Origin of the sequence: Kiloniella laminariae DSM 19542, assembly GCF_000374005.1 — a bacterium.
Classification (GTDB): Bacteria; Pseudomonadota; Alphaproteobacteria; order Kiloniellales; family Kiloniellaceae; genus Kiloniella; species Kiloniella laminariae.
Genome location: NZ_KB893157.1, coordinates 1 through 22375, shown reverse-complemented (window position 1 = coordinate 22375; position 22375 = coordinate 1). Strand labels below are relative to the sequence as shown.

The following is a 22375-nucleotide window of genomic DNA, read 5'->3' as shown; positions in this document are numbered from 1 at the left end:
GCCAGCATGTCAACTGGCATGGAAAAAATTATGTACCCCTTCCGCTTGGCTGAACGCCCCATTTGGCCAGCAAACACCAAGCTGATTAACTGCTCCCTTCCAGGTATAACATCTGCCGATGCTGCTGCATTTTTTTTCAGAAACCAAAAGAAATTTGGAACGATTCAGGCTGTCATTATCTATCTTGGCAATTGCGATACTATGGGCACTGAATTGCGGAAGGGCGAGTTTTCTGTAGTCAAGGATCGCCTAAAACGCTTGGTAAAATCACCAGATGGTGAACACCCTAAAGCACGCTTAAAGAACAGACTCCTCTATTACACTTGGAACCCATTATTCGATCAGGATCTCGAAGCACCGGTATCATCGCATGACTTTGAGAGCAACATTGCAAAAGTAGTCGCTCACTGCGCTAAACGTTCTATACCGGTTTGCTTGATCCGACCTGAAGCCAATACCCTCTTCCCTGCAGGAGCTGGAAAAGGAAACTTCATTTTTTACCACTACCTTGACCTGCAATATGCGGCATCACAAAAGCTTATGATTGAAGATCAACGTTTCATACAGGCAATGAAGGCTTTTGAAAAAGGAGACTTCTCAGCAGCAGCAGAACAATACGTGAATATCCTCGAAAAATCAGGCCCCCTCGTAAGTTCATTGGAATTTCAAACACTTGTTGTCCATAACTACGCAATCTCAAAAGCAAAATTAGGAGAATTCAAGGAAGCAGAATATTTGCTAGAACTGCTCCTCAAGGAACGAAACGCGCGTAAAGAAATAATTCTCTATAACTTAGCGTTAATCCGCCGGGAACAAGAAGACGCAAAAGCATATAGGGAATACTTGGACAAATCGTTCGAAACTGATACTTCCATGTACCGCGTGCGCAACCCATACAAATCCGCTATTGATAAACTCTCATTGCGATATTCTAACGCCACGATGGTCGATATGAGGGAGCTTGTCGAAACAACTGATTTCATTGACCATTGCCATCCACTTCAGAATGCGCAAAACAAAATTGCAGATGCAATCATCGACAAACTTCCTGCGCCTTTAACAAAAGGGGATCAAATACTACAGATCGAAAATCACCTCTTCAATCCAGAGTATGTAGAAGGCAATGAAGCAGAGTTTCACAGCTATTTCAAATCATACACAGACTTGCCTCCATCAGAAATAGAAGACCTACAGAAACGTCTTGTCTCACAATTGGAAAAAGGCGTTCCCGCACACCAACTTCAGAACATGCCCCAAAGGTTTCTGGAGGCGCTCGACTATCACTTATGCCACCCTTGCTTTAGCAAATATCTAGATATTCTAAATGTGGGCCCTCTCCGCGCGACCGATGTCGGGCGCTTCCCTGAATTTATCTTTGCGCGCTTTCTGCCTCCATACTTGAAGGCCATAGAAAGCAACGCCGCACTCTATCCTCTTTTCAATACAGAGCAGAAGATCCTGAGACTGTCTGGAGAAATGAAATCCATTCTGCCGGAAAGGGCTCAGGAATGGATTTCTGATACCCCACCTGACCTTGACAAAGAGACCGAAGTGCGATGGATTTCAAATATTCTGACAAAGGTTCGCGCAACGTTAGCAACTCACCTGTCTAAGGGTAACATTATCCATGAGCGACTGATTTCCACAATCTATTGGTATTTTAGAGAAACTCTCCGCTTTGGCTCTCATTCGCGAGTTTCCATGCGCTATGAACGCATCCTATTAGAACAGTGCGCAGAAGCACTGGCTGTAGCCGCTTACCTGGACCAAAAGCACGGAAGAAAGTTACGCTCAGAACTGGATCAATTGATAGCTTTTCTTGAAGAAACAGTTTCTGTACATGAGAATTACTGTAGTGGCTTTGATCAAAATAAGGATTGTACCAAGCTTTTATCCGACTATGATGCCTCCTTGTCTGAACTCCTGAAGCGTCTCCCTCAATCACTAGGAACAAGCCATTGTTAATATTAGGCATCTCTGCGTTTTACCATGACAGTGCAGCCTGCTTGGTTCGTGATGGAACAATCGTTGCCGCCGCGCAGGAAGAACGCTTTACCCGTGTGAAACACGATGCGTCCTTTCCCCAAAATGCAATAAAATATTGTCTACAAGAGGCAAATATTAGCAGTGAAGACTTGGATTATGTGAGTTTCTACGAGCAGTCCAACCTGAAAATGGACCGCCTGCTCAAGACATACCTTATGCATGCTCCCGCTGGCCTCGGTTCCTTCGCGCGCGCCATGCCCCTTTGGATCAGGGAGAAGTTGTGGTTAAACAAGCTGATTCGAAAAGAGTTGGGTTTTAAAGGCCCCATTATTTCACCTAAGCACCACGAATCTCATGCTGCAGGAGCTTTTTACCCCTCTCCTTTTGATAAAGCTGCTTTTTTGACCATGGACGGCGTTGGTGAATGGGCAACGCTTAGTTACGGTGTTGCGAAAGGCAACAAACTGAAGATACAGCAAGAAATTCGCTTCCCTCATTCCCTTGGCTTGCTTTATTCCGCCTTCACCTATTACTGTGGTTTCAAGGTTAATTCAGGTGAATACAAGCTGATGGGCCTCGCTCCATATGGAAAGCCTCGCTATGTAGAAACAATTCTTGACAATTTGCTCGACCTCAAAAATGACGGTTCATTTCGTCTGGACATGAGCTACTTCAACTACTGTGTTGATTTCACAATGACGACAGAAAAGTTTCACAAGCTCTTCGATCGTGCACCAAGACCCCCAGAAAGTGAAATCACCCAGCTTGACATGGATCTTGCAAGCTCGATCCAAAAGGTCACTGAAGAGATCATTTTACAGATTGGTTCACATATATACAAAGAAACAAGAGAAGAGAACCTCTGCCTTTCGGGAGGCGTTGCATTAAATTGTGTTGCAAACGGAAGACTCTATAGGGAAGGTCCCTTCAAGCGTCTATGGATTCAGCCAGCATCCGGAGATGCCGGCAGCGCTCTCGGTGCAGCATTATGGACTTGGTACAATCATCTAGGAAATCCTCGCCAAAGCACTGTTAAGCTTGATCGTCAATCAAATTCATATTTGGGCCCTGAATATGATACCGGCCAGATCAAAGCTTTTCTCGAAAGCCGTGAACTTCCAGCGGTCTTCATTGAAGACGAGACAGAACGCTGTAGTACCATTGCGGCGCTAATAGCAGAAGGCAATGTAATTGGGCGCTTTGATGGCCGGATGGAATTTGGACCACGCGCACTGGGATCCAGATCAATTCTCGGAGATCCTCGTTCAGAAACGATGCAATCGGTCATGAACCTTAAGATCAAGTATCGTGAAAGCTTCCGTCCCTTTGCACCCATGGTACGTTTTGAGGATGTCCGCGAATGGTTTGACGTAGACGGCCAACACAATACTAAAGAGGATTTTTCCTCCCCTTACATGCTGATGGTCGGCCATGTAAAGAAAGATAAATGTATTCTCCAAAATTCATCATGCGATGAATACGATCTAAATAGGGTAAATGAAGTTCGGTCAAAAATCCCGGCCGTTACGCACGTAGATAGTTCCGCTCGACTTCAAACCGTTCACAAAGAAAGTAATCCTGGTCTTCATGCATTGATCAGTGAATTCAAAGAGAAAACAGGCTGCCCGGTACTAATCAACACCTCTTTCAATGTCCGTGGAGAACCTATCGTGGAAAGTCCTGAAGATGCGTATCGTTGTTTCATGCGTACTGAGATGGATGCTCTTGTATTGGGCCCATATCTCCTGAAAAAAGAAGAACAACCCGTCTACGTTGAAGAACAAGATTGGCAAAACCTGTTTCAATTGGACTAATAGACATGAATACAATTCTTAGAATTATCAGCTTCATAGTTTTTTGGCTCTTCATCTGCCCGATTGGCATATGCCTCCGCGTTTGTGGCATTGACTACATGAATCGAAAACTTGAGCCCGACACTGAAAGCTATTGGCTCGAAGCTAAATAACATCAGGCAAATTCCCACAGTTAGAGCCGGAGAGCCCCTTGCCTAAATTCCTGAGATCCTTAATTCACCATTGTCTGGATTATATGAGACAGAAAAAACTGTCTCGTAACCAGTTATTCATCAAACAATTCCTCGGTGAAACCAAAGTCAGCCTCTGCGACGTTGGAGGCCGAGGCGGTATAGAGCCGCGCTGGGCAGATTACCACCAGCATCTGGATGTCACCTTTTTCGAGCCTGATAAAAGATCCCGAGATTTCCTAATCAACATTGGGCATAAAACTGTTGATAAAGGTGTATGGAGTTGTAACGATAATAGAACTTTGTTTCTGACATCATCACCAGGCTGCACAAGCCTCTTTAAACCCAGACAGCAGTACCTAGATCTCTTTCCTGATCCCAAGCGATTTGAGATTGTTGATGAAGTTGAAATTGAAACAACAACTCTAGACGAAGTCTTTGTAGCACCTCACAGTTATGATTTTCTAAAGCTGGACATACAGGGGGCGGAACTTGAAGCTATTAAAGGGGGACAAGAATCTTTAAAAACAGCTTTAGGCATTGAACTGGAAATAGAATTCAAGTCGATTTACCAGAATCAACCACTGTTTGGAGATGTAAAAAAATCATTGGAAAACAGTGGCTTCCACTTTATAGATTTTACAAATATCTGTCGTTGGGAACGCACAGCACATGATGGCTTGGGAGAAAGTGTATTCGGAGATGCAATTTTCTTACGTTATCCGGAAGAAATTGTCTGTCAGTACAACGCCGATCTGTTGGCTATGGATACCCTGAAATCCTATGCCTTTATCCTATTTCTTTACAAACGACATGACCTATTATTAGCACTGGATGACCTTGTGCCCAATAAGATCAAATCACAATTTAATCTCTCTGCCCTCTTAAAGGAACTTGCCTCACAAAGACAGAGCTTGATCCGAACGGGTCGTTTATTCAATACTCTAACGAGTGCAATGACCCCGGGTAGCCGGGCACACATAATCTATTGAGATTCGATTACATGCACCTGACAGCTTTTACCAAATCTGCACTCGGCAGTGTTTTTTCACGCATCACAAACTGTGGAGTAAGTGGCAACAAGCGCCTGCGCCGTGTCATGGCACATATTGTCGCTTCGGAAGATTGCCGTGCCAAAGTTGAAACAGCTCATGGTCCCTTTTCTCTGCGCACCACTTCTGAAATCGAATGTTATCGAGTAGACACCTTCTTCTCCAAAGAACCTGAAACACTTCGTTGGATTGAGGAGACAATCACTGGACAGAGTGTTTTCTACGATGTTGGGGCAAACGTTGGCCTTTACAGCCTCTATGCATCTCTGGTTGGTGGTAAGGATTTCCGGGCCTATTGCTTCGAACCAGCGGGGACAAATTTCCGGAACCTGTGCCGAAACATTGATGACAATGATTTTGGGGATCTCATTTCCCCTTTCCCAATGGCGCTGAGCAACCAAATTGGTGTTATCAACTTCCCGCTGTCAGATATGGCACCAGGCTCGGCCTTGCACGGCGAAGCTCAAAATCAGGACAGAAAGCCAGCTCTCGTTCAGGGAGCAGTTGTCATGCCATTGGACTATCTTCTGCAAGAACACCCAGCAGTTTTTGCTCCACCCACCCACTTGAAAATTGATGTTGACGGGCCCGAGCTGGAAATCATCGAAGGCGCACGGGAAACTCTGCGACAACCATCGCTCCGTCACGTTCTTGTGGAGACAGAAGAGCACAACAATCGGGCGATTACTGACATCTTGATTGAAGCAGGCTTTTCACTGAAAGAAAAGTTTCAGCAGGCTCCTCAAATACACAACTGTATCTTTGAGAAAAACTGAGATCAAATCGCGACCAGCGAGCGGGATGATGCAATTACATGCCTCGAACAACGGATGGAATGACACTCCTCTCTGGTGGTTGAAACTACGGGGGGCTGGGGGCTCAAGTCGAGTTGCTCCTTTTGATTTTTCAAGCAGCCTTTCGGGAACCGGTACTTCTCAAGAAAGCTCTCTAGTCACTGCCTATGTCGCAATGATGGGCCCCCTAAGCAGTCTTAATCGCACCCATCCGCTGTGGTGGGCGACAGACGTCGCATCTCGGAACCGTGTGAATGCAGCAACGATAACAGAGGCAGACAACTGGATAGTCGCTCACGCTGTCGTGTATTTTGCGAAGAAAAATCAGCTGGAGCTGCTCTTCGAAAAAAACGCTCCTGTCATTTTGGCCCAGGCAACGCAAATATTGGCACACTCCGAAGGTGTCGCAGTTTGCAGCGCTTCTTTCAAAAAATCGCAAAAGTTCTCAAGGCGCCTTAGGCAAATAGCCACGCTGTCAAAAGAAGCCCTGCGTTCGGCACGGTGGATTTTTAAAGCAAAGCGCAGATATGGCAGACCTGGTCGCTCTCTTTCTTCAGTTTACCTGATCAGAAGCTTCACCTATCAAACCGCTTTCAAGGATGATCAGACCTATAGGGATCCCTTCTTCGGTCCGCTTGCCCAGCATCTTGAACAACGCGGCAAAGAGGTCGTAACGATCATACAGGGCTTTTCTGACAGGCTTGAGTGTTATGCAAACATCCCTCCCTCATTGCGCCATAAACTAATTCCATCCGAGGTCTTCCTGTCTGTGCTCACACCTTTTGTAGAGCTCGCCAGAATTGTTTTTTATGCGGCTTTCAAACCCCTTCGATCCCCCCAATTCTTATCAATGGATCAGACGCAACTGCCAGACGCGTCCGCGAATTTGACAGGAATAAACTGGGCTCCTTTAGCCCAGGCCGCACTTGAAGAGGCGATCTGGACAATACAGCTTCCCCAGTCGATGATGGAGGAAAACGGGCGGCAAATAGCTCAGCACTTCGATATCGAAGCCTTTGTGACCACCTGCGAAGCCAATCCTTGGGAACTTATGCTCATCAGGGGCCTGAGGCAGAAAAGTGGTTTTCCAATCTTGGGTTATCAACATTCCGTTGTGCCACCTGCAGCTTTGGGAATGTTCACCAGCAGGGAAGAGCAAGCCTTTCGTCCCGCTCCGGATAAAATACTGACAACCGGCTCCGCAACGGCATCAATCCTTCGCCGCTATGGCAAGGGCAATATTGGACGCGTGGAACCCGCTTGCGCCTTGAGATACGAGTATCTCTTCAACATCAAATCCAGAAATGCCCGACGCTCTCCTTGTCAAAGAATTCTCGTTGCCCTCGAGGGGTTGATCGAAGCTGCAGACATGGTCGCCTATCTCCTCCGTGAGGCACCTGAGGCTCCGGATATAACGTTTTTGGTGCGTTGTCATCCAGTCCTGCCTCTGCAAGAATTTCTTTCGCACCTGGAATATCGTGGACCACTGCCGAACAACATTCAGGTCAGTAAACAAGAAAGTGTTCTGGAGGACCTCCGTGACTGCGATGCTGTTTTGTACTGGAGCACAACAGTCGCATTGGAAGCAGTACTATATGGATTGCCATTGCTCCACTTCAAAAAGGAAGGGCTTTTTGACTACGACCCCCTGTCTGAAATGAGCTCGTTCAAAGTCCTCGCATCGACGAACCGCCCACTCAACGGGGCCATTTCAACAATCGACAAGTGGTCCGATGAGCATTACGTTAGAGAGCGTGAGAAAGCGCAAAACTATATTCAGCAGTATTTCCATCCTGTTTCCGAGGATGCAATCTCACGTTTTCTTCCTGGGGCTGCCCCACCCTCCTCCTGTATAATTAAACCATTTGAATAACTGCTAGGTTCTCGTGTTGAAGAAGACGCTGAACAGGATAGTGGTGACAATTATCCAAATCTGCCATAACCTTATCGAGAAGTTCATTTTTTTCCTGACCAATCACAATCAAAATAGGTGCCTTTATTCTTGCCAACGCATCATAGGACAGAGACATTCGAGGATGCTTGGGACTATTATCGGTGGCGACACACAAACCGTATTTTCCTTCCTTGCAGCGCCCATCGGGGAAGAGCGACATAATATGACCATCCTCTCCCATCCCCAGTAGCGCGGTTGTAAAGGGGAACTCCGCTGAAATTAGCACTTCTTCCAGGCGATCAATGCTTTCGAAAGGTGTTTCTTCCTCCCCGTAAAAACCCAAAAAAGTAGCCTTTTGGGCTTCATCGTGTTTTTCAAGAATTTTTCTTACCAATCCCTCATTCGAATCAGGATGACCTGCGGGAACCCAGCGCTCATCAGTCAGAGAAATGGTAACTCTTTCCCAAGGCAGTTCCTGCTGGAAAAGTCCAGGAAGGTAATCTTTCGGTGTCCTTCCTCCAGAGAGGAAGAGGCCTGCTCTACCCTGTTCAGATATCACAGATCTGAGATACTCCGAACACATTTCGGCCACGTCATGAACCAGTGATTGCAAAGATTTGACTTTGATTACTTGCATGCCTTCTACTCATAGCCTGTTGCTCAATAACCTCTTTATGCCGCTCCTTAATCCAGATATATCATTAAGGAAGCGGCATTCCTATGGATACCCCAAGCGTAAACTTAAAGGCTTTTCATGTCCCATCAAATCAAACGTAAATTGGCTAACAAAGAAAGTACAATTGGCTCTTGGTTGAGTATACCGAACGTTAACATTACAGAAATGATGGCGCGTTTGGGTCAATTTGAATGGCTTGTGGTCGATATGGAGCACACAGGAATCTCAAGTGAAACGATGGGGCAAATGATTCAAGTGATCGATCTTGCAGGTGTCTCAGCTTTTGTGAGGGTCGGCTCAAATGATCCATTGCAGATCAAGCGCGCACTGGATTGTGGTGCGAAAGGCATCATCGTTCCGCAGGTCAATTCTCGAGAAGAAGCACAGCGTGTGGTTGATTCCGTCTATTATCCACCAATTGGTAAACGTGGGGTCGGTTTATTTCGTGCTCAAGGTTATGGCACGTCCTTTGATTATTATAAAGAAAATGTAGCACCTGAAATCGTTGTTATCGTGCAGATTGAACATAAAGATGCTGTTGATCAACTGGATGAAATTGTTTCTGTTCCCGGCGTAGATGCTTTTATGATAGGACCCTACGACCTCTCAGGTTCGTTTGGAAAGCCTGGCGACTTCACAGCTCCTGAAGTTGCGGCATCCTTGAACAAAGCGAAACGCTTTTGCCAAACATCTGATAAAGCTGGTGGCATACATGTAGTACACACTGACAGGGCTTCTCTTGCGAGTAACATTGAACAGGGGTTTCGCTTCATTGCTTACGGCACAGATATGATCTTTTTGGCCGAAAAACTCTCAGAAGTAACAACTGACCTCAAAATCGTCACTAACAAATACTAAATCAGAGCCACTTAATCCATGACACAGTCAATTTGTATTATACCGGCCAGAATGGCCTCCTCCCGGTTCCCTGGAAAGCCTATGAAACATCTTTTAGGCATGCCTTTAATTCAACATGTATGGGAACGCTGTCAATTAGCCAAAGAAATTGACCATGTTATCGTCGCAACTTGTGACCAGGAAATTTACGACTGTATCGTTAATGTCGGCGGCTCAGCCATAATGACTTCAAACAAGCATGAACGTTGTACTGATCGTGTAGCTGAAGCAATCGAGAACGGTAACTTCAATCTCAAGGAAGACGATCTCGTTCTCATGGTTCAAGGGGATGAAGTTATGGTCAATCCTGAACTTTTAGATGATATGATTCGTCTCTACAAAAAGACGAAGGCTCCCGCTATTAATCTGGTTAGTCGACTCTATAACATTAAAGAGCATGATGATCCTAACGTGGTGAAGATCGTTACAGATTTGGAAAATCGGATAATTTTCCTCTCACGGAGTCCAATTCCTAGTCGCTCGAGAAGCTCAACGGTTGAAATGTATCAACAAACCGGAATTATCGCCTACTCCTCATCCTTTTTAACTAAATATGCCGGAATTCCACAAACACCTCTCGAAATTGCAGAATCAATCGATATGTTGCGACTTATAGAAAATGGCATCCCACTGTTTTCCATCAAGAGTGAAGTAGAAACTATTGGTGTCGACACAGAAAACGATCGCAAGCGAGCAGAGGTGTTTTTAGAAAAAGATGATATTACTTCCCGATACCTGAATATCAAATAACTGTTGGCAAAATGACAAAAAAACTAAAAGTTGGCATCGCAGGACATGGGCTAGTCGGCAAACGGCGCCATAACTTCATTGATATGCATCCGCTCTTTTGCGTAACTGCAGTTAGTGATCAAACATACAACCTTGTAAGAGAAAAGCGGAATAATCTCTGCTATTACGGCGATTATCGTCAAATGATTGAGCAAGAGGATCTTGATGTTCTTTTTGTTTGTTTACCGAATCATGTCGCTGCCGACGCCACGATAATGGGATTGAAGAAGAACTGTCACGTTTTTTGCGAAAAGCCTCCTGGCCGCAATGTTCAGGATATACGCCGAGTAATTGAAGTTGAAAAATGTTACTCGAATTTAAAATTAAAATATGGCTTTAACCACAGATATCACGATTCAGTACTGGATGCGCTTAAAATAGTTAAAGAGAAAACCCTTGGCAGAATCATAAACATTCGCGGGATTTATGGAAAGTCAGTCCTCACGCCAAAGATCAAAGGCATTACAGATCCTAACGACCCAGTTTATTGGCGCGCGCAAAGAGAAATAGCTGGCGGAGGCATCCTTCTGGATCAGGGAATACATATGCTAGACCTAATTCGCTGTTATGCTGGAGAGTTCACGGAGATAAAAAGCTTCGTCACAAATGACTTCTGGAATAAAGATGTTGAAGACAACGCCTATGCTCTTATGCGTACCAATGAAGGAGTTGTTGCTTTTATCCAATCTAGCGCCACACAATGGCGTCATAAATTTTCTCTAGAGATGATGTTTGAAAAAGGAGCCTTAACACTTTCAGGTATTCTTTCAAGCACACGCTCTTATGGACAAGAAGTACTTACTATTGCCTATCGCGAAGAAGAAAATGGTGGTAATCCAAGAGAAACAACCACGAGCTACATATACGATAACTCGTGGGAACGTGAAATAGCAGAATTTGCTGACAGCATATTGAACGACCAACCTGTATCCGTAGGAACAAGCCTTGACGCCCTCAAAACGATGGAGTTAGTTTACCGCATCTATTGCGCTGATCCTGAATGGCAAAGCAAGTATAGTATTTCAATTGATTAAGTTACAGAAAATGGCTCATTTATGAACAAACTCGACATAATTTTCACAGAAATATCTTCTCCTTCGGAATACGCCCGTGAGTATTCTCTTTATCTGTGCGAACTGCTCAAAAAACTGGATTACCAGAAGGTAGAACAGTTCATAGAGTTACTTTTAGAGGCTCGAGAAGATGACAAGTCAATTTTTTTTATTGGTAATGGGGGGAGCGCTGCAACGGCTTCACACTTCGCAAATGATATTGGATTAGGAACACGTGCCCCCGGCAAACCATTTCGAGTACAGAGTCTAACAGACAACAATGCCGTTATGACTGCAATTGCTAACGATGATGGCTATGAAAACCTCTTTGTCCTCCAGTTGAAAAATCTTCTTCGCCCGAAAGATCTGGTCATAACCATTTCTGCTTCAGGTAATTCCCCAAATATTGTCAAAGCATTGGAATATTCAAAAAAAATTGGTGCAAAGACCGTATCTCTATGTGGCTTTGACGGTGGTATAAGTGGCAAAGTATCAGATCTATCCATACTTATTGAAACAGCCAAAGGAGAGTACGGCCCTGTTGAGGACCTCCACATGATTCTGGATCATATAGTTGGAAGTTATCTCATGAGAGCCGTTAAAGTTTGAGAGAACTGTTCATTGCCCATACTGTACGAGGTTCATCAGCTAAGGCTAATCCCATTTTTGTTAAGCCTCCAGCAGCACTGACCAAAGCCAAGCCAGCAGCCACATCCCAAAACATAATATTCTCTTCATGATAAGCATCAGCTCGGCCACACGCGACTTGTGCCAGCGACAGAGCTGCAGAACCAATCATCCGGACTTTCTTCCAACGCCCCATTTCAATAGCTGTACGAGACAACGCCTCAACAGAGAAATCACGTTTCACAGGAAACCCTGTCATTAGCGCGCTTACACTTGGGTCTGTTGTCATAGAGACTTGAATTTTTGTACCATTTAACCAAGCCCCAGAATTCACTTCACCCCAGAAAACTTCATTTCGATTGAAATCATTAATGACACCAAGTAGAGGAACCCCATACTGAACAAGAGCGATACTTGTACAGCAAGAAGGAAGCCCCCGAGAGTAATTATAAGTCCCGTCAAGAGGGTCAACAATCCAGATGGGTGTTTGCTTATCATGACTGGGTACCGCCCAGCCAGATTCTTCGGAAAAAATTGGAAACTCAGAGCTCGCTTTCAAGCCGGAGATAATTATTTCTTCTGCCTCAGTATCTCCCTTAACCTTGACGTCCCTCTCGGGCAAAGCAACAGCCCCCCCCCACTCACCAGCATGCTCTCGCAAAGCATCACCTGCTTTAACGGCAAGAAATTTAGCAAGCTTTAATTCGGTACTATGCTTTATGTTGTCCGCTTGTGTCATATTAATAATCAGTTATAAACTTAATGAGAAATGCATAAGAAACACTACAACTTTAATGTGATTAACATAAGATAACAATGACCAAATACAAAGCCGACGCCTCGTGGAATATTGCAGTTGCTTCACGCAGTTTTTCTCGCCATCCAATTTTACGAAAGGAGCTTCTGTCTCTCTACCCCAACGCGATTTTTAATGATGAGGGCACAAGCTTACAAGATGAGAATCTAATCTCATTTCTTTCAGGTATGGATGGTGCAATTGTGGCCTTGGAACCTGTTACTGAAAAAATCATTACTCGACTTCCGCGATTAAAAACCATCAGTAAGTTCGGTGTCGGTTTTGATAAAATCGACTTAAACGCTCTCACGAAGCACAACATACACCTAGGATGGGTTGGCGGAGTTAACAAACGATCTGTTTCTGAGTTAGCTCTTTGTATGATGCTTTCGTTAACCCGAAATATAGATCAAAGTTCACGTCAAATTCGTGATGGAAAATGGCAAGTACTTCCTGGTCAATTATTAAGCAATAAAACTATTGGTATCATTGGATGCGGACATATCGGTAAAGATCTCATAAAGATTTTAAGAGCCTTGGGTAGTAAAATTCTTGCTTACGACATAAAAGATTACTCAGAATTCTACAAAAAACATAATGTTCATGCTCTTGATATAGATGAAATATTATTACAGGCCGATATAATTAGCCTTCACGTTCCACTGAATAATACAACAACTAATATAATTTCTAAGGAACGTCTTGCTATGATGAAAAGAAATGCGATTCTTATTAATACAGCACGAGGTGGATTAGTTGATGAGGTGGCTTTAGAAAACGCTTTGCGTTGTGGGCAACTCGCTGGAGCAGCTTTTGATGTGTTTGCTATTGAGCCGCCAGAAAATAAAGGCCTCATACAATTAGATAACTTCATTAGCACCCCACATATCGGAGGAAGTGCTGCAGAGGCAATTTTAGCAATGGGACGAGCGGCTATTGAGGGTTTAGTCAACAATCAGCTTCCTCAAAAAGGCATTTTTCCTCAATGAGTAGCGCTGAAAATTCTCTTAAAATCGCTTACGTCATTCCGACAAAAGACCGTCCTGATGATCTACAAGTATTACTCAATAGCTTTGAAAAACAGAGTGTCCCGCCAGAGCAAATTGTTATATGTGACGGATCATCACCCTCAATAGAGGGCCTTTGCAAGAAGCACCCTAAGCTCCCAATCACATATGTTCGCTGTTTCCCTCCTTCATTATCCAAACAGCGTAATGCTGGAATGGCCGCGGTCAAACCAAATATTACTATTGCTGGCTATCTGGATGATGACATTGAGTTAGCACCAGATGCTAATGAAAGAATGCTCTCCTTCTGGCAGACCACGTCTAAGGATACTGGTGGCGCATCTCTAGGGGTGGTCAATCAACCGATACCTGTCAGAAAAAAATTGTATAGTTTTTTCGGCATCGACGGCTCTGACCCAGGAAAAGTACTAACCTCTGGCTTCGCCACATCGATTCCATACCCTGCTCAAACAATTGAAACACAATGGCTTTATGGCGGTGCTACTCTATGGAAAAGGGAGATATTTGAAAAAATACAATATGATGAGTGGTATATAGGACACGGTTATTTGGAAGATCTCGATTATAGCTACCGCGTTTCCAGATCACATCGACTTTATGTTGTAGCAGATAGTAAATGTTGGCACTACCCCAGCGAGATTCCTGATAGCAAACGTTTTGTATTTGGTCGGCAGCAAATTTTCAACCGCCTCTATTTCACAAGAAAAATGGCAACCTTTTCAAAACCAGCAATTGCTTGGGCAATTTTTGGCCTTTTTTTAATCGCCTTTTTGGGTTTTCTCCGACATATGGACGCTCCAAGGAAAAATCATCTGTTTGGGATGCTTTCAGGCTTGCTATCTGTATTTAGAAAGCGTCAGGAAGGGTTCGAGGGCTCATGGAAAGAGTAAATACCGTTCCGAATATTCTTTGGATAACACAGGGTTGGCCTTCTGATGTTGCTCCTTCCGCCGGAGCTTTTCATTGTGAAACAGTATCAATTTTAAAGCAAGAATTCACTTCATTAACAATTGCAAATCCTATCCCATGGGTACCTTACCCTTTAGAAAAATTCTCTACACATTGGAAAAACTTAAGTGCCATACCAAAATATCAAAAAGACGGAAATACTGAAATTTATCGCCCCAGGTATTTGACCACTCCAAAGGAAAATCATCTTTTCCTAGCGCATTTGTTCCAACACTACAGCTTATCAAAAATAATAAATAAAGTATCTCCTAGCCTGATACATGCTCATTTTGCTTATTCAAGTGGAGCAACTGCCTTATGGATCAAGAAAAAAAGGGGAATACCTTATGTACTTACGCTTCATGGAGATGACGTAACTGTTTATCCATATAGAAATAAACGAGCATATAAATTATTTAAAAAGACAGTACTTGGCGCTTCAAAAGTACTTGCCGTTAGCCATGCCTTGGCAGAAGAAGCTAAATCATTAGTTAGTGTAGATATCGACGTGCTCCCAAATGGAATAGACACGACGAAATTTTTTACAAAAAAAACAAAAGAAGAAGCAAGAAACTCATTAGGCTTATCTCTCGATGCCGATATAACTATTTATGTAGGAAATTTAACTGAAGAAAAAGGAATTTTGGATTTAAAACAATCATTAATGTCTCTGAAATGGGATAAGCGGGTCTCTATATTTATTGGAGATGGGCCAGAACTAAGTAATCTACAATCAGATCCAAGAAACGTTTGTCTCGGAGCTATTCCTCGCCTGAACATCCCCGTATGGCTAAAAGCTGCTGATTATTTTTTATTGCCTTCCTACCACGAAGGATTGGGACAAGCTGCTGTTGAAGCAGGGGCCGTGAATCTTCCGGTAATCGGTGGCAATGTTGGAGGTTTGGCTGGTTTGTTAAAAGACGAGCGCGGTATATTAGTCACCCCTGGAAACACGGTAGAAATAACTCAAGCATTAGAACTCTTAAAAGGAACACCTCAATACGCAAGAAAAATCGCAAATAACTTAGCTTCTTACATAATTAAAAACCATGATGCACACCACTGTGCCAAATACCTAGAAAAACTATATATACATTTAACCGCAAAAAATTAATCAATTCAGCAAAACAAATATATAGGAACACGTTAATATGTGCGGTATTGCAGGCTATATAAAGATATCTTCAGCAGAACTGGATACTGTAAAAGTTCTTAACGATGCATCCAAAAGCATTCAGCATCGAGGCCCTGATGCTACAGGTTTTGGTATCTGGGCTAAGGGGCAGGGAATAGAAATTAACAATCATACCTCTGCCGATTTCGCCACAAAATCTCCTGATGTAGCATTTATTCATAAGCGTTTGGCTATTATTGATACCTCCACGAATGGTGACCAGCCGATCAAGAGTCAAGACAACAGATATCTACTGATCCAAAACGGAGAAATTTATAATTATATTGAGCTAAGAGAAGAACTCAAAAAACTTGGGCATGTTTTTCATACAGAATCAGATACAGAAGTTCTCTTAAAAAGCTATATACAATGGAATTGTAATGCATTTGAACGCTTTATAGGTATGTTTGCCGTAGCGATTCTCGACACTGAAAGTAACGAAGTCATACTCGCACGAGATTTTTTTGGAATTAAACCACTCTTCTATACTCAAACGAATAACAATTTCTTTTTTGGATCAGAGATAAAATCATTATTAAAATTCCCAGGTGTTCGCAATAAACCAAACCTTTCTTCTGTTAGAGACTATCTCTCCCTTGGCTTGGTAAATCATAATCAAGATAGCTTTTATGCTTCAATTAAATCCATCAATCCGGGACATTACTTAAAAATAAATCTAAATACTCCTCAGAACGTTCAGATTTATAAATATTACAACAGGCAAACAGCCAAACTCACAACAAAAGAAATTTCTTTTCAGGACGCCGCTCAACACTTGAGAAAGTTGTTCTTAGAAAGTGTACAGCTTCATATGCGTAGCGATGTTCCTTACGGAGCTGCTTTATCAGGCGGAGTTGATTCAAGTGCCATTACTGCAGCTATGAGGATAATAGGTGGAAGTAAAGCGAACTTACAAACGTTTACCTACAGCACGAAAAATACGACATTTGATGAAGAATCTTATGCTGACATTATGATACAACGTGCGAAAACAACCTCTCACAAAATCACATTAAAGCCGCAAAACTTACTCGCCGATTTAGACAAAATTTTACACACACAAGATGAACCATTTGGTAGTACAAGTATTTATGCACAGTACAAGATTTTTGAGGAAGCGAACAACGCTGGGATAAAAGTAATTCTAGGTGGGCAAGGAGCTGATGAAATTCTTGCTGGTTATAGATCCTATTATACAGCAGCTGTAGCGGGCCTAATTAAATCCGGCCAAATCGTCAAAGCTCTTAACTTAACTCATTCACTTTCTAAACAGGGCAAGGTATCCCTCTCAAATTTTTTATTTCGTGTTATTACACGTCTTTGCCCACCAGTGATTAGTAAAGAAATACACCGGATCTATGCCGAAACTGGAATAAATTCAACAATAAGCTGGAAATGGTTCGAAGATAACGGAGTTATCGGTGAATACACCGATCTACCAGGCACTGCAAAGAGCCTCCACCAGGCATTAGAAGGAGATCTTTCCTATTTCAATCTGCCAGGCCTCCTCCGTTACGAAGATCGAAACAGTATGGCTCATTCTTTGGAAAGTAGGGTACCCTTTGTAACGCCTACAATTGTCGACTTTGTATCTTCTTTGCCGGATGAATATCTCATTGACAAGAATGGGCAAGATAAAGCCGTATTTCGTGCAGCAATGCGCTCTCTCGTCCCAGACGAAATACTTGATCGTACAGATAAAATAGGTTTCCAAACCCCAGAAACAGATTGGTTTCGTGAAATTACTCCTTGGATAAGACAGACTCTAAAAAGTGATTATTTTCAAGATCTTCCATTTTTCAAAACGAAAGATGTCAAACAATGTTGGCAATCTTTTGAAGAAGGACATATAGAATTTCCCAGATCAATATGGCGTTGGGTTAATCTTGCCAAATGGGCTGAAATGAACGGGCTTCACTTTAATGAATAACAAAAATTCCTGTTCCCTCACCTATGTATCTTTTGAACCGCTGCGACAGGGGCATGCTTCCTACACGCATGTGATTGAAATAATCGAAGGGTTAAAGGCACAAGGCTGGAACATCAACCTCATCGCACCGACTTACAGTCGCACAAGCTTACCCGGCGCAGCCTCCCGGCTTTTCGCATTTGCAACGTTATGGTTCAGAACCTTGTCTGCACCCAAAGCAGACATCTATTACACCAGAATGCACTTTGCAGGATTTGTCGTTTCCTTAATCGGAAAGTTGAGAAAAACACCTACTGTTGTGGAAGTAAATGGTCCCTTCGACGATCTATACATCGCCTGGCCTTCCGTTAAGAAATTTGCATTCTTTTTCGACAAACTGATGCTGAGCCAGATAAAGATGGCCTCAGTAGTTATCTCTGTGACAGAAGGCCTGAGGAAATACTCTGAAGAGAAGTTGAGACTGTCCAGGAATAAGCCTCTGTTTGAAGTCGTTACAAATGGTGCCAACACCTCTATTTTTAGGCCGATCAAACAGCTTCCACCCCGCAAAGATACTACCAGAGCATCTCCCCTTAAGGACTATGTTGCCTTTTACGGCACCTTCGCTCCCTGGCAAGGACTGGATAAATTGCTTGATGCAGCCACGTCACCAGGCTGGCCAGCAGAACTTGATCTGCGTCTGGCCGGCGACGGCGCCTTGAGGACCAAAGTAGAAACCGCGGCCTCGCATCACGCTCATATCCACTATTTAGGCCGCCTAAATTATCAGGACATGCCTTACTTTGTTGCCAATTCAAAATTATCGTTGGTTCTGACACAGGATATATCAGGAAGAGGCCAATACGGCTTATACCCGTTGAAATTATTTGAATCTCTGGCTGCCGGCGTTCCAGTTATCACAACACAAATGCCCGAGCAGGCCGACGTTGTTATCGACCATGAATGCGGGCTCGTTTTAAACGATATGTCTCCGCAATCCATTTGTACCGCCGTCAATAAACTCTATAGCGATGATAAATTAAGAGAAAAATACGGAAATAATGGTCGCCAGATAACCGAAGAACAGTATTCATGGGAAAGCTTGGCCAAAAAAACACATCTGATTTTGACAAAGCTGCTTTCCGAACCAAAACAGATCAGAAAATAATTCCTGACATTCCTTTTATCTTCTTTAAAAACACCCCACTGGCGCACTATTTTTTTACGAATAATGATGTGAAGACCAGGACAACAGCATCAAAGCGGGCCAAAGATCCCCTTCCCTGTTCGCCCCTTTTTGATGTTCACGCCACGCCCTCTGGATCACCTTCATATCCAGCAGAGCCTCCATTTCACTTGAGGGAGAATGCACAAGAGCGCCCCCCCACTTCTTGAGGTCACGTCTCAGCCAGTCGCGCAAAGGTACGTCAAACCCCTTCTTCGGGCGATCAACCAGATGGCGTGGCACGTACTTGTATAAAACATCACGTAACAAACACTTTAACCCCTCTTGCGGATTGGCGTGCCATTCGGCTGGAAGCGACCAACAGAGCCTGGCAAGATCCTGGTTGAGAAAAGGTGTGCGCACTTCTAACGAAGCCGCCATACTCGCTCGGTCCACCTTCACCATCAAATCATCCGGCAAGTAAACCAAGCTGTCAGACACCATAAGAGATTTAAGGTCGCCGAGCTCGGACATTTGCATAGGATCAAGCGGCCACGCTCTTTTAAAATCCCAATTTTCCGCGTGAGTAATGCCTTGTATTGGAATAGCATCACGCCAAAACCCTGTGTGGTGCTGTGTAATTTCACCAAGCGACCCCACAGAATGCTTCATAAGCCCCTTGCGGATTTTGGCTCCGTATCTGCTCGGACGTTTGCGAAACGTTCCAAGAGCACGATCCAGCCCTCCCCAAGGCAAATCAGCCAAAGCTTTAGAGAGACCTTGGCTTCCAGCACCACTTTCTTTGCCCTGAAAATTTTTTATAATTCTAAGATACCGGGAATATCCTGCAAACAGCTCATCCCCGCCATCCCCGGAAAGGGCAACTGTCACATGCTTCTTGGCTAACTGGCAAAGAAGCATTGTTGGCAATTGAGACGGGTCAGCAAAAGGTTCGTCATAAACCTCGGGTACTTTCTCCACCAGATTCAAAGCATCCCGTTCGGTGACAGTCATCTCTGTGTGGTCCGTCCCCAAATACCTGGCAATCGCCTGGGCCTCATCCGCCTCGTTAAAACGTTCATCTTCAAAGCGAATGGTATAAGAACCAATGGGAGTACTTTTTTGGGCCTGTGCCAAGGCAGTGACCAAAGACGAATCAATACCTCCGGATAAAAATGTTCCGAGCGGTGTGTCTGAAGCCAGCCGTTTCTCAACAAGGGAATGAAGCAGCCGGTCAATTTCACCCAAGGCGTCATTTTTACTGCCTTTATAATCAGCCCCATGAGATTCTTTTGCCTGTAAAAACCCATCCCAGTAAATATCTGAGCGCAGATCACCAGCTAGCTCTAATATCTCCCCTGGTCTAACTTTCTTTGTATTACTGTAGATTGATCTCGGGGCAGGAATATACCGCAACCTGAAATAGGAAATAAGCGCCTCGCGATCAATATCTCCCAGAGCAACACCGAGTTCCGGTAATGCTTTGATCTCTGAGGCAAAAGACAGCACTTGATTTTGATAAACATAATATAGAGGCTTCTCACCAAATCGGTCTCGCACCAGGCTCATTTTCTTGAGCTTTTTATCCCAAAGCGCAATAGCAAACATTCCGTCGACAAGACCAAGAACCTGCTTCAACCCCCAGAGCGATATGCCCATCAACAGCGTCTCTGTGTCCGAATGTCCCCGCCATTCAATAGTTCCTTCACCCTCAAGCGCACGCCGCAATTCGCCGTGATTATAGATTTCACCGTTAAAGACGATGACATAGCGGCCACAATGTGATGTCATTGGTTGACGGCCAGCTGTTGAGAGATCACGGATGGATAAGCGACGGAAACCAAAGCCGGCTCTCCCTTCCTCGCAAACCCACTCCTGTGAATCATCGGGCCCTCTGTGGCGGATCATTTCGGCACTGCGTTTCAGACGTCGGGCAAAATTCTCCCTATTTTCGCAACCCCCAAGATAAGCGACACCTACAAAACCGCACATATTTTACGACCTATTGTAATTATAACACCTGATTCACGAAGCACATTCTCAACTTGTTCAGCACCGGATTAAACAGTACCCTCTGGCTAAGGCATTAATTCAACTACATCTTCTCTATGTTCACATCCTGGAGGTCACCTTTGGCAATCAAGAAAGTAATCTACACAGCTATTGTCGGAGGATATGATGAAATACTGGAACAACCCCGTTACCCTGGGTGGGACTATGTTTGCTTTACGGATAGAAAATCAAAAAGCTGGCGATCCATAACAGGTCTCTCCAACTGGAAGCAGATTATCTATGACAACCCTGGCACGGACAACACAAGATATTCTCGGATGCCGAAACTTCTCCCCCATCGTTTTCTCCCTGATTATGAATATTCCGTTTATATAGATGGTAACGCCCGACTGATTGCAAATCCCGATGGCCTGCTTGATGCGCTATCCTGGCCCGATTTCGGGGCGGCATATCATCCTTTCAGGGGAAATGTCTACGATGAATTTACAGAGTGCTCTATCTTAAAAATGGATGATCCTGATGTTTTTCAAAAACAGCGCAATCACTATTCCGAAAGCGGATTACCCGATCCTTCTCAACTGATAGAGAATAACTTCTTGCTCAGACGCCACAACCTTCCTGCTGTTCAGGATGTCCATGAACAGTGGTGGCAGGAACTGCTTACCTACAGCAAACGGGATCAGCTGTGTTTGCCTTACGTATGCTGGAAAAACAACATTCAGCCGACCTTAATGACACAACGGCATAAACAGGAATATTTCCGTAAAAAGGCGCATTACCGATCTGTTCTGGAACGCCTTACCCGCTCTCTTCGCAAGCGTATCAGCAAGTAGGGTCTTCTTTTCCTCTTAGATCGTATCCATTTTAAGAATAATCATAGCCTGCATTTCTGAAGTAATTGTAGCATTGCTACGGAGCGATCGTGTTGGTGATTTGCTCAAGAGCTTTGCGCTCAGCGTTTACAGATCTGGCTTGTGCCATTCGCATGCAGTATTTGATTGTGGAGAATGTCTGTTCGATAGGGTTGAGATCCGGGATGTAAGGGGGGAGGAACAGGAACCCTACCCCTCTGGTTCTGATAGCATCACGTACGTACAGCGGTGTTTTTATGTGAACCGAGGTTACGATGTCCCCCAGCTTGAGAGTAAGGCAGAGCATCTGCTTCACCCGTGCTGTGAAACATTCAGCGTTAATCGAGCCATCAAAGACACAAAGGGCTTCAATGCCGTCATGTCTGAGAGCCGCGAGGAAAGTCATGGCTTTCCAGTGATCCTGGGGTAATCCCCCCGAACAATAGATGTGTTCAAAAGTAGAATTTTCTCGGCAATATCCCTGAGGAGATTTTAGATGAAGAATTCACGATTTAGCGAAGCCCAGATCATGTCAATTTTAAAGCAGGCAGAAGGTGGTGCGCCGGTTTCTGAGCTTTGCCGTGAACANGGGATGAGCAGTGCGTCTTTTTACAAATGGCGGGCAAAATACGGCGGCATGGATGCCTCTCTGATTTCTGAGATGAAGGACCTGGCAGAACAAAACCGCCGCTTGAAGAAAATGTATGCAGAAATGAGCATGCAAAACGATCTTCTGAAGG

At 44.1% G+C, this 22375-nt stretch carries 20 protein-coding genes; 16 read left to right on the top strand and 4 right to left on the bottom strand.

Annotated elements, in window-relative coordinates; all coding sequences use genetic code 11:
• Window positions 1-18: 18 nt before the first annotated feature.
• The 5 genes from B152_RS0113185 to B152_RS0113160 all read left to right on the top strand — a co-directional run bounded on the left by B152_RS0113185 (window position 19) and on the right by B152_RS0113160 (window position 7689).
• The gene (locus B152_RS0113185) at window positions 19-1965 is read left to right on the top strand and encodes a hypothetical protein (protein WP_157231084.1); all 1947 of its coding nucleotides are present in this window, start codon (window positions 19-21) and stop codon (window positions 1963-1965) included.
• Window positions 1959-3800 (top strand): carbamoyltransferase family protein, encoded by a 1842-nt coding sequence (locus tag B152_RS0113180; RefSeq protein ID WP_020592895.1) that lies wholly within the window; start codon window positions 1959-1961, stop codon window positions 3798-3800. Before B152_RS0113185 ends, B152_RS0113180 begins: the two co-directional genes overlap by 7 nt.
• A 235-nt stretch (window positions 3801-4035) precedes the next feature.
• Window positions 4036-4962, top strand: coding sequence for an FkbM family methyltransferase (locus tag B152_RS25420; RefSeq protein ID WP_020592893.1), 927 nt, complete (start codon window positions 4036-4038; stop codon window positions 4960-4962).
• A gap of 11 nt (window positions 4963-4973) precedes the next feature.
• Window positions 4974-5798 carry an FkbM family methyltransferase gene (locus B152_RS0113165; protein ID WP_020592892.1) on the top strand — a complete coding sequence of 275 codons (825 nt, stop codon included), beginning with the start codon at window positions 4974-4976 and terminating at the stop codon, window positions 5796-5798.
• A 25-nt stretch (window positions 5799-5823) separates the two neighbouring features.
• Window positions 5824-7689, top strand: a complete 1866-nt coding sequence (locus B152_RS0113160) for a hypothetical protein (protein WP_169337425.1) — start codon at window positions 5824-5826, stop codon at window positions 7687-7689.
• On the opposite strand, the gene pgl is transcribed toward B152_RS0113160, so the two are convergent.
• Complete coding sequence (gene pgl / locus B152_RS25415) at window positions 7673-8347, bottom strand: 6-phosphogluconolactonase (protein WP_020592890.1); 675 nt, start codon at window positions 8345-8347, stop codon at window positions 7673-7675. The genes B152_RS0113160 and pgl overlap by 17 nt on opposite strands.
• Window positions 8348-8464: 117 nt before the next feature.
• On the opposite strand from pgl, the gene B152_RS23690 reads away from it, so the two are divergent.
• From B152_RS23690 to B152_RS0113135, 4 genes are read left to right on the top strand one after another with little or no spacing between them, the layout of a single operon-like run.
• Window positions 8465-9244, top strand: a complete 780-nt coding sequence (locus B152_RS23690) for an HpcH/HpaI aldolase family protein (protein ID WP_083921893.1) — start codon at window positions 8465-8467, stop codon at window positions 9242-9244.
• An 18-nt stretch (window positions 9245-9262) separates the two neighbouring features.
• Window positions 9263-10033: a 3-deoxy-manno-octulosonate cytidylyltransferase gene (locus B152_RS0113145; protein ID WP_026261543.1), complete on the top strand. Its 771-nt coding sequence runs from the start codon at window positions 9263-9265 to the stop codon at window positions 10031-10033.
• An 11-nt stretch (window positions 10034-10044) separates the two neighbouring features.
• Entirely contained in the window at window positions 10045-11106 is a 1062-nt protein-coding gene (locus B152_RS0113140; protein ID WP_020592887.1) for a Gfo/Idh/MocA family protein, read from the top strand.
• Between the two features lie 21 nt (window positions 11107-11127).
• Window positions 11128-11733 carry an SIS domain-containing protein gene (locus tag B152_RS0113135; protein WP_020592886.1) on the top strand — a complete coding sequence of 202 codons (606 nt, stop codon included), beginning with the start codon at window positions 11128-11130 and terminating at the stop codon, window positions 11731-11733.
• Here B152_RS0113135 and B152_RS23685 read toward each other — a convergent pair.
• Window positions 11723-12490 carry an inositol monophosphatase family protein gene (locus B152_RS23685; protein ID WP_020592885.1) on the bottom strand — a complete coding sequence of 256 codons (768 nt, stop codon included), beginning with the start codon at window positions 12488-12490 and terminating at the stop codon, window positions 11723-11725. The two genes, B152_RS0113135 and B152_RS23685, sit on opposite strands and share 11 nt — an antisense overlap.
• Window positions 12491-12567: 77 nt before the next feature.
• Between B152_RS23685 and B152_RS0113125 the strand changes: the two genes are divergently transcribed.
• From B152_RS0113125 to B152_RS0113105, 5 genes are read left to right on the top strand one after another with little or no spacing between them, the layout of a single operon-like run.
• Complete coding sequence (locus tag B152_RS0113125) at window positions 12568-13536, top strand: phosphoglycerate dehydrogenase (RefSeq protein ID WP_020592884.1); 969 nt, start codon at window positions 12568-12570, stop codon at window positions 13534-13536.
• Window positions 13533-14465, top strand: coding sequence for a glycosyltransferase family 2 protein (locus B152_RS0113120; protein ID WP_020592883.1), 933 nt, complete (start codon window positions 13533-13535; stop codon window positions 14463-14465). The genes B152_RS0113125 and B152_RS0113120 overlap by 4 nt, the downstream gene beginning before the upstream one ends.
• Window positions 14453-15637, top strand: a complete 1185-nt coding sequence (locus B152_RS23680; RefSeq protein ID WP_020592882.1) for a glycosyltransferase — start codon at window positions 14453-14455, stop codon at window positions 15635-15637. The genes B152_RS0113120 and B152_RS23680 overlap by 13 nt, the downstream gene beginning before the upstream one ends.
• Before the next feature lie 37 nt (window positions 15638-15674).
• On the top strand, window positions 15675-17627 hold the full coding sequence (asnB, locus tag B152_RS0113110) for an asparagine synthase (glutamine-hydrolyzing) (protein ID WP_020592881.1): 1953 nt from the start codon (window positions 15675-15677) through the stop codon (window positions 17625-17627).
• Window positions 17620-18774, top strand: coding sequence for a glycosyltransferase family 4 protein (locus tag B152_RS0113105; RefSeq protein ID WP_020592880.1), 1155 nt, complete (start codon window positions 17620-17622; stop codon window positions 18772-18774). The genes asnB (B152_RS0113110) and B152_RS0113105 overlap by 8 nt, the downstream gene beginning before the upstream one ends.
• A 54-nt stretch (window positions 18775-18828) precedes the next feature.
• Here B152_RS0113105 and asnB (B152_RS0113100) read toward each other — a convergent pair whose 3' ends face one another.
• Window positions 18829-20763, bottom strand: a complete 1935-nt coding sequence (asnB, locus tag B152_RS0113100) for an asparagine synthase (glutamine-hydrolyzing) (RefSeq protein WP_020592879.1) — start codon at window positions 20761-20763, stop codon at window positions 18829-18831.
• Between the two features lie 116 nt (window positions 20764-20879).
• On the opposite strand from asnB (B152_RS0113100), the gene B152_RS0113095 reads away from it, so the two are divergent.
• On the top strand, window positions 20880-21617 hold the full coding sequence (locus B152_RS0113095; protein ID WP_083921892.1) for a glycosyltransferase domain-containing protein: 738 nt from the start codon (window positions 20880-20882) through the stop codon (window positions 21615-21617).
• A 76-nt stretch (window positions 21618-21693) separates the two neighbouring features.
• Here B152_RS0113095 and B152_RS24785 read toward each other — a convergent pair whose 3' ends face one another.
• On the bottom strand, window positions 21694-22083 hold the full coding sequence (locus B152_RS24785; RefSeq protein ID WP_281168725.1) for a transposase: 390 nt from the start codon (window positions 22081-22083) through the stop codon (window positions 21694-21696).
• Between the two features lie 48 nt (window positions 22084-22131).
• On the opposite strand from B152_RS24785, the gene B152_RS0113085 reads away from it, so the two are divergent.
• Window positions 22132-22375: transposase (locus B152_RS0113085; protein WP_020592876.1), on the top strand; the 244-nt coding region annotated here is incomplete at its 3' end.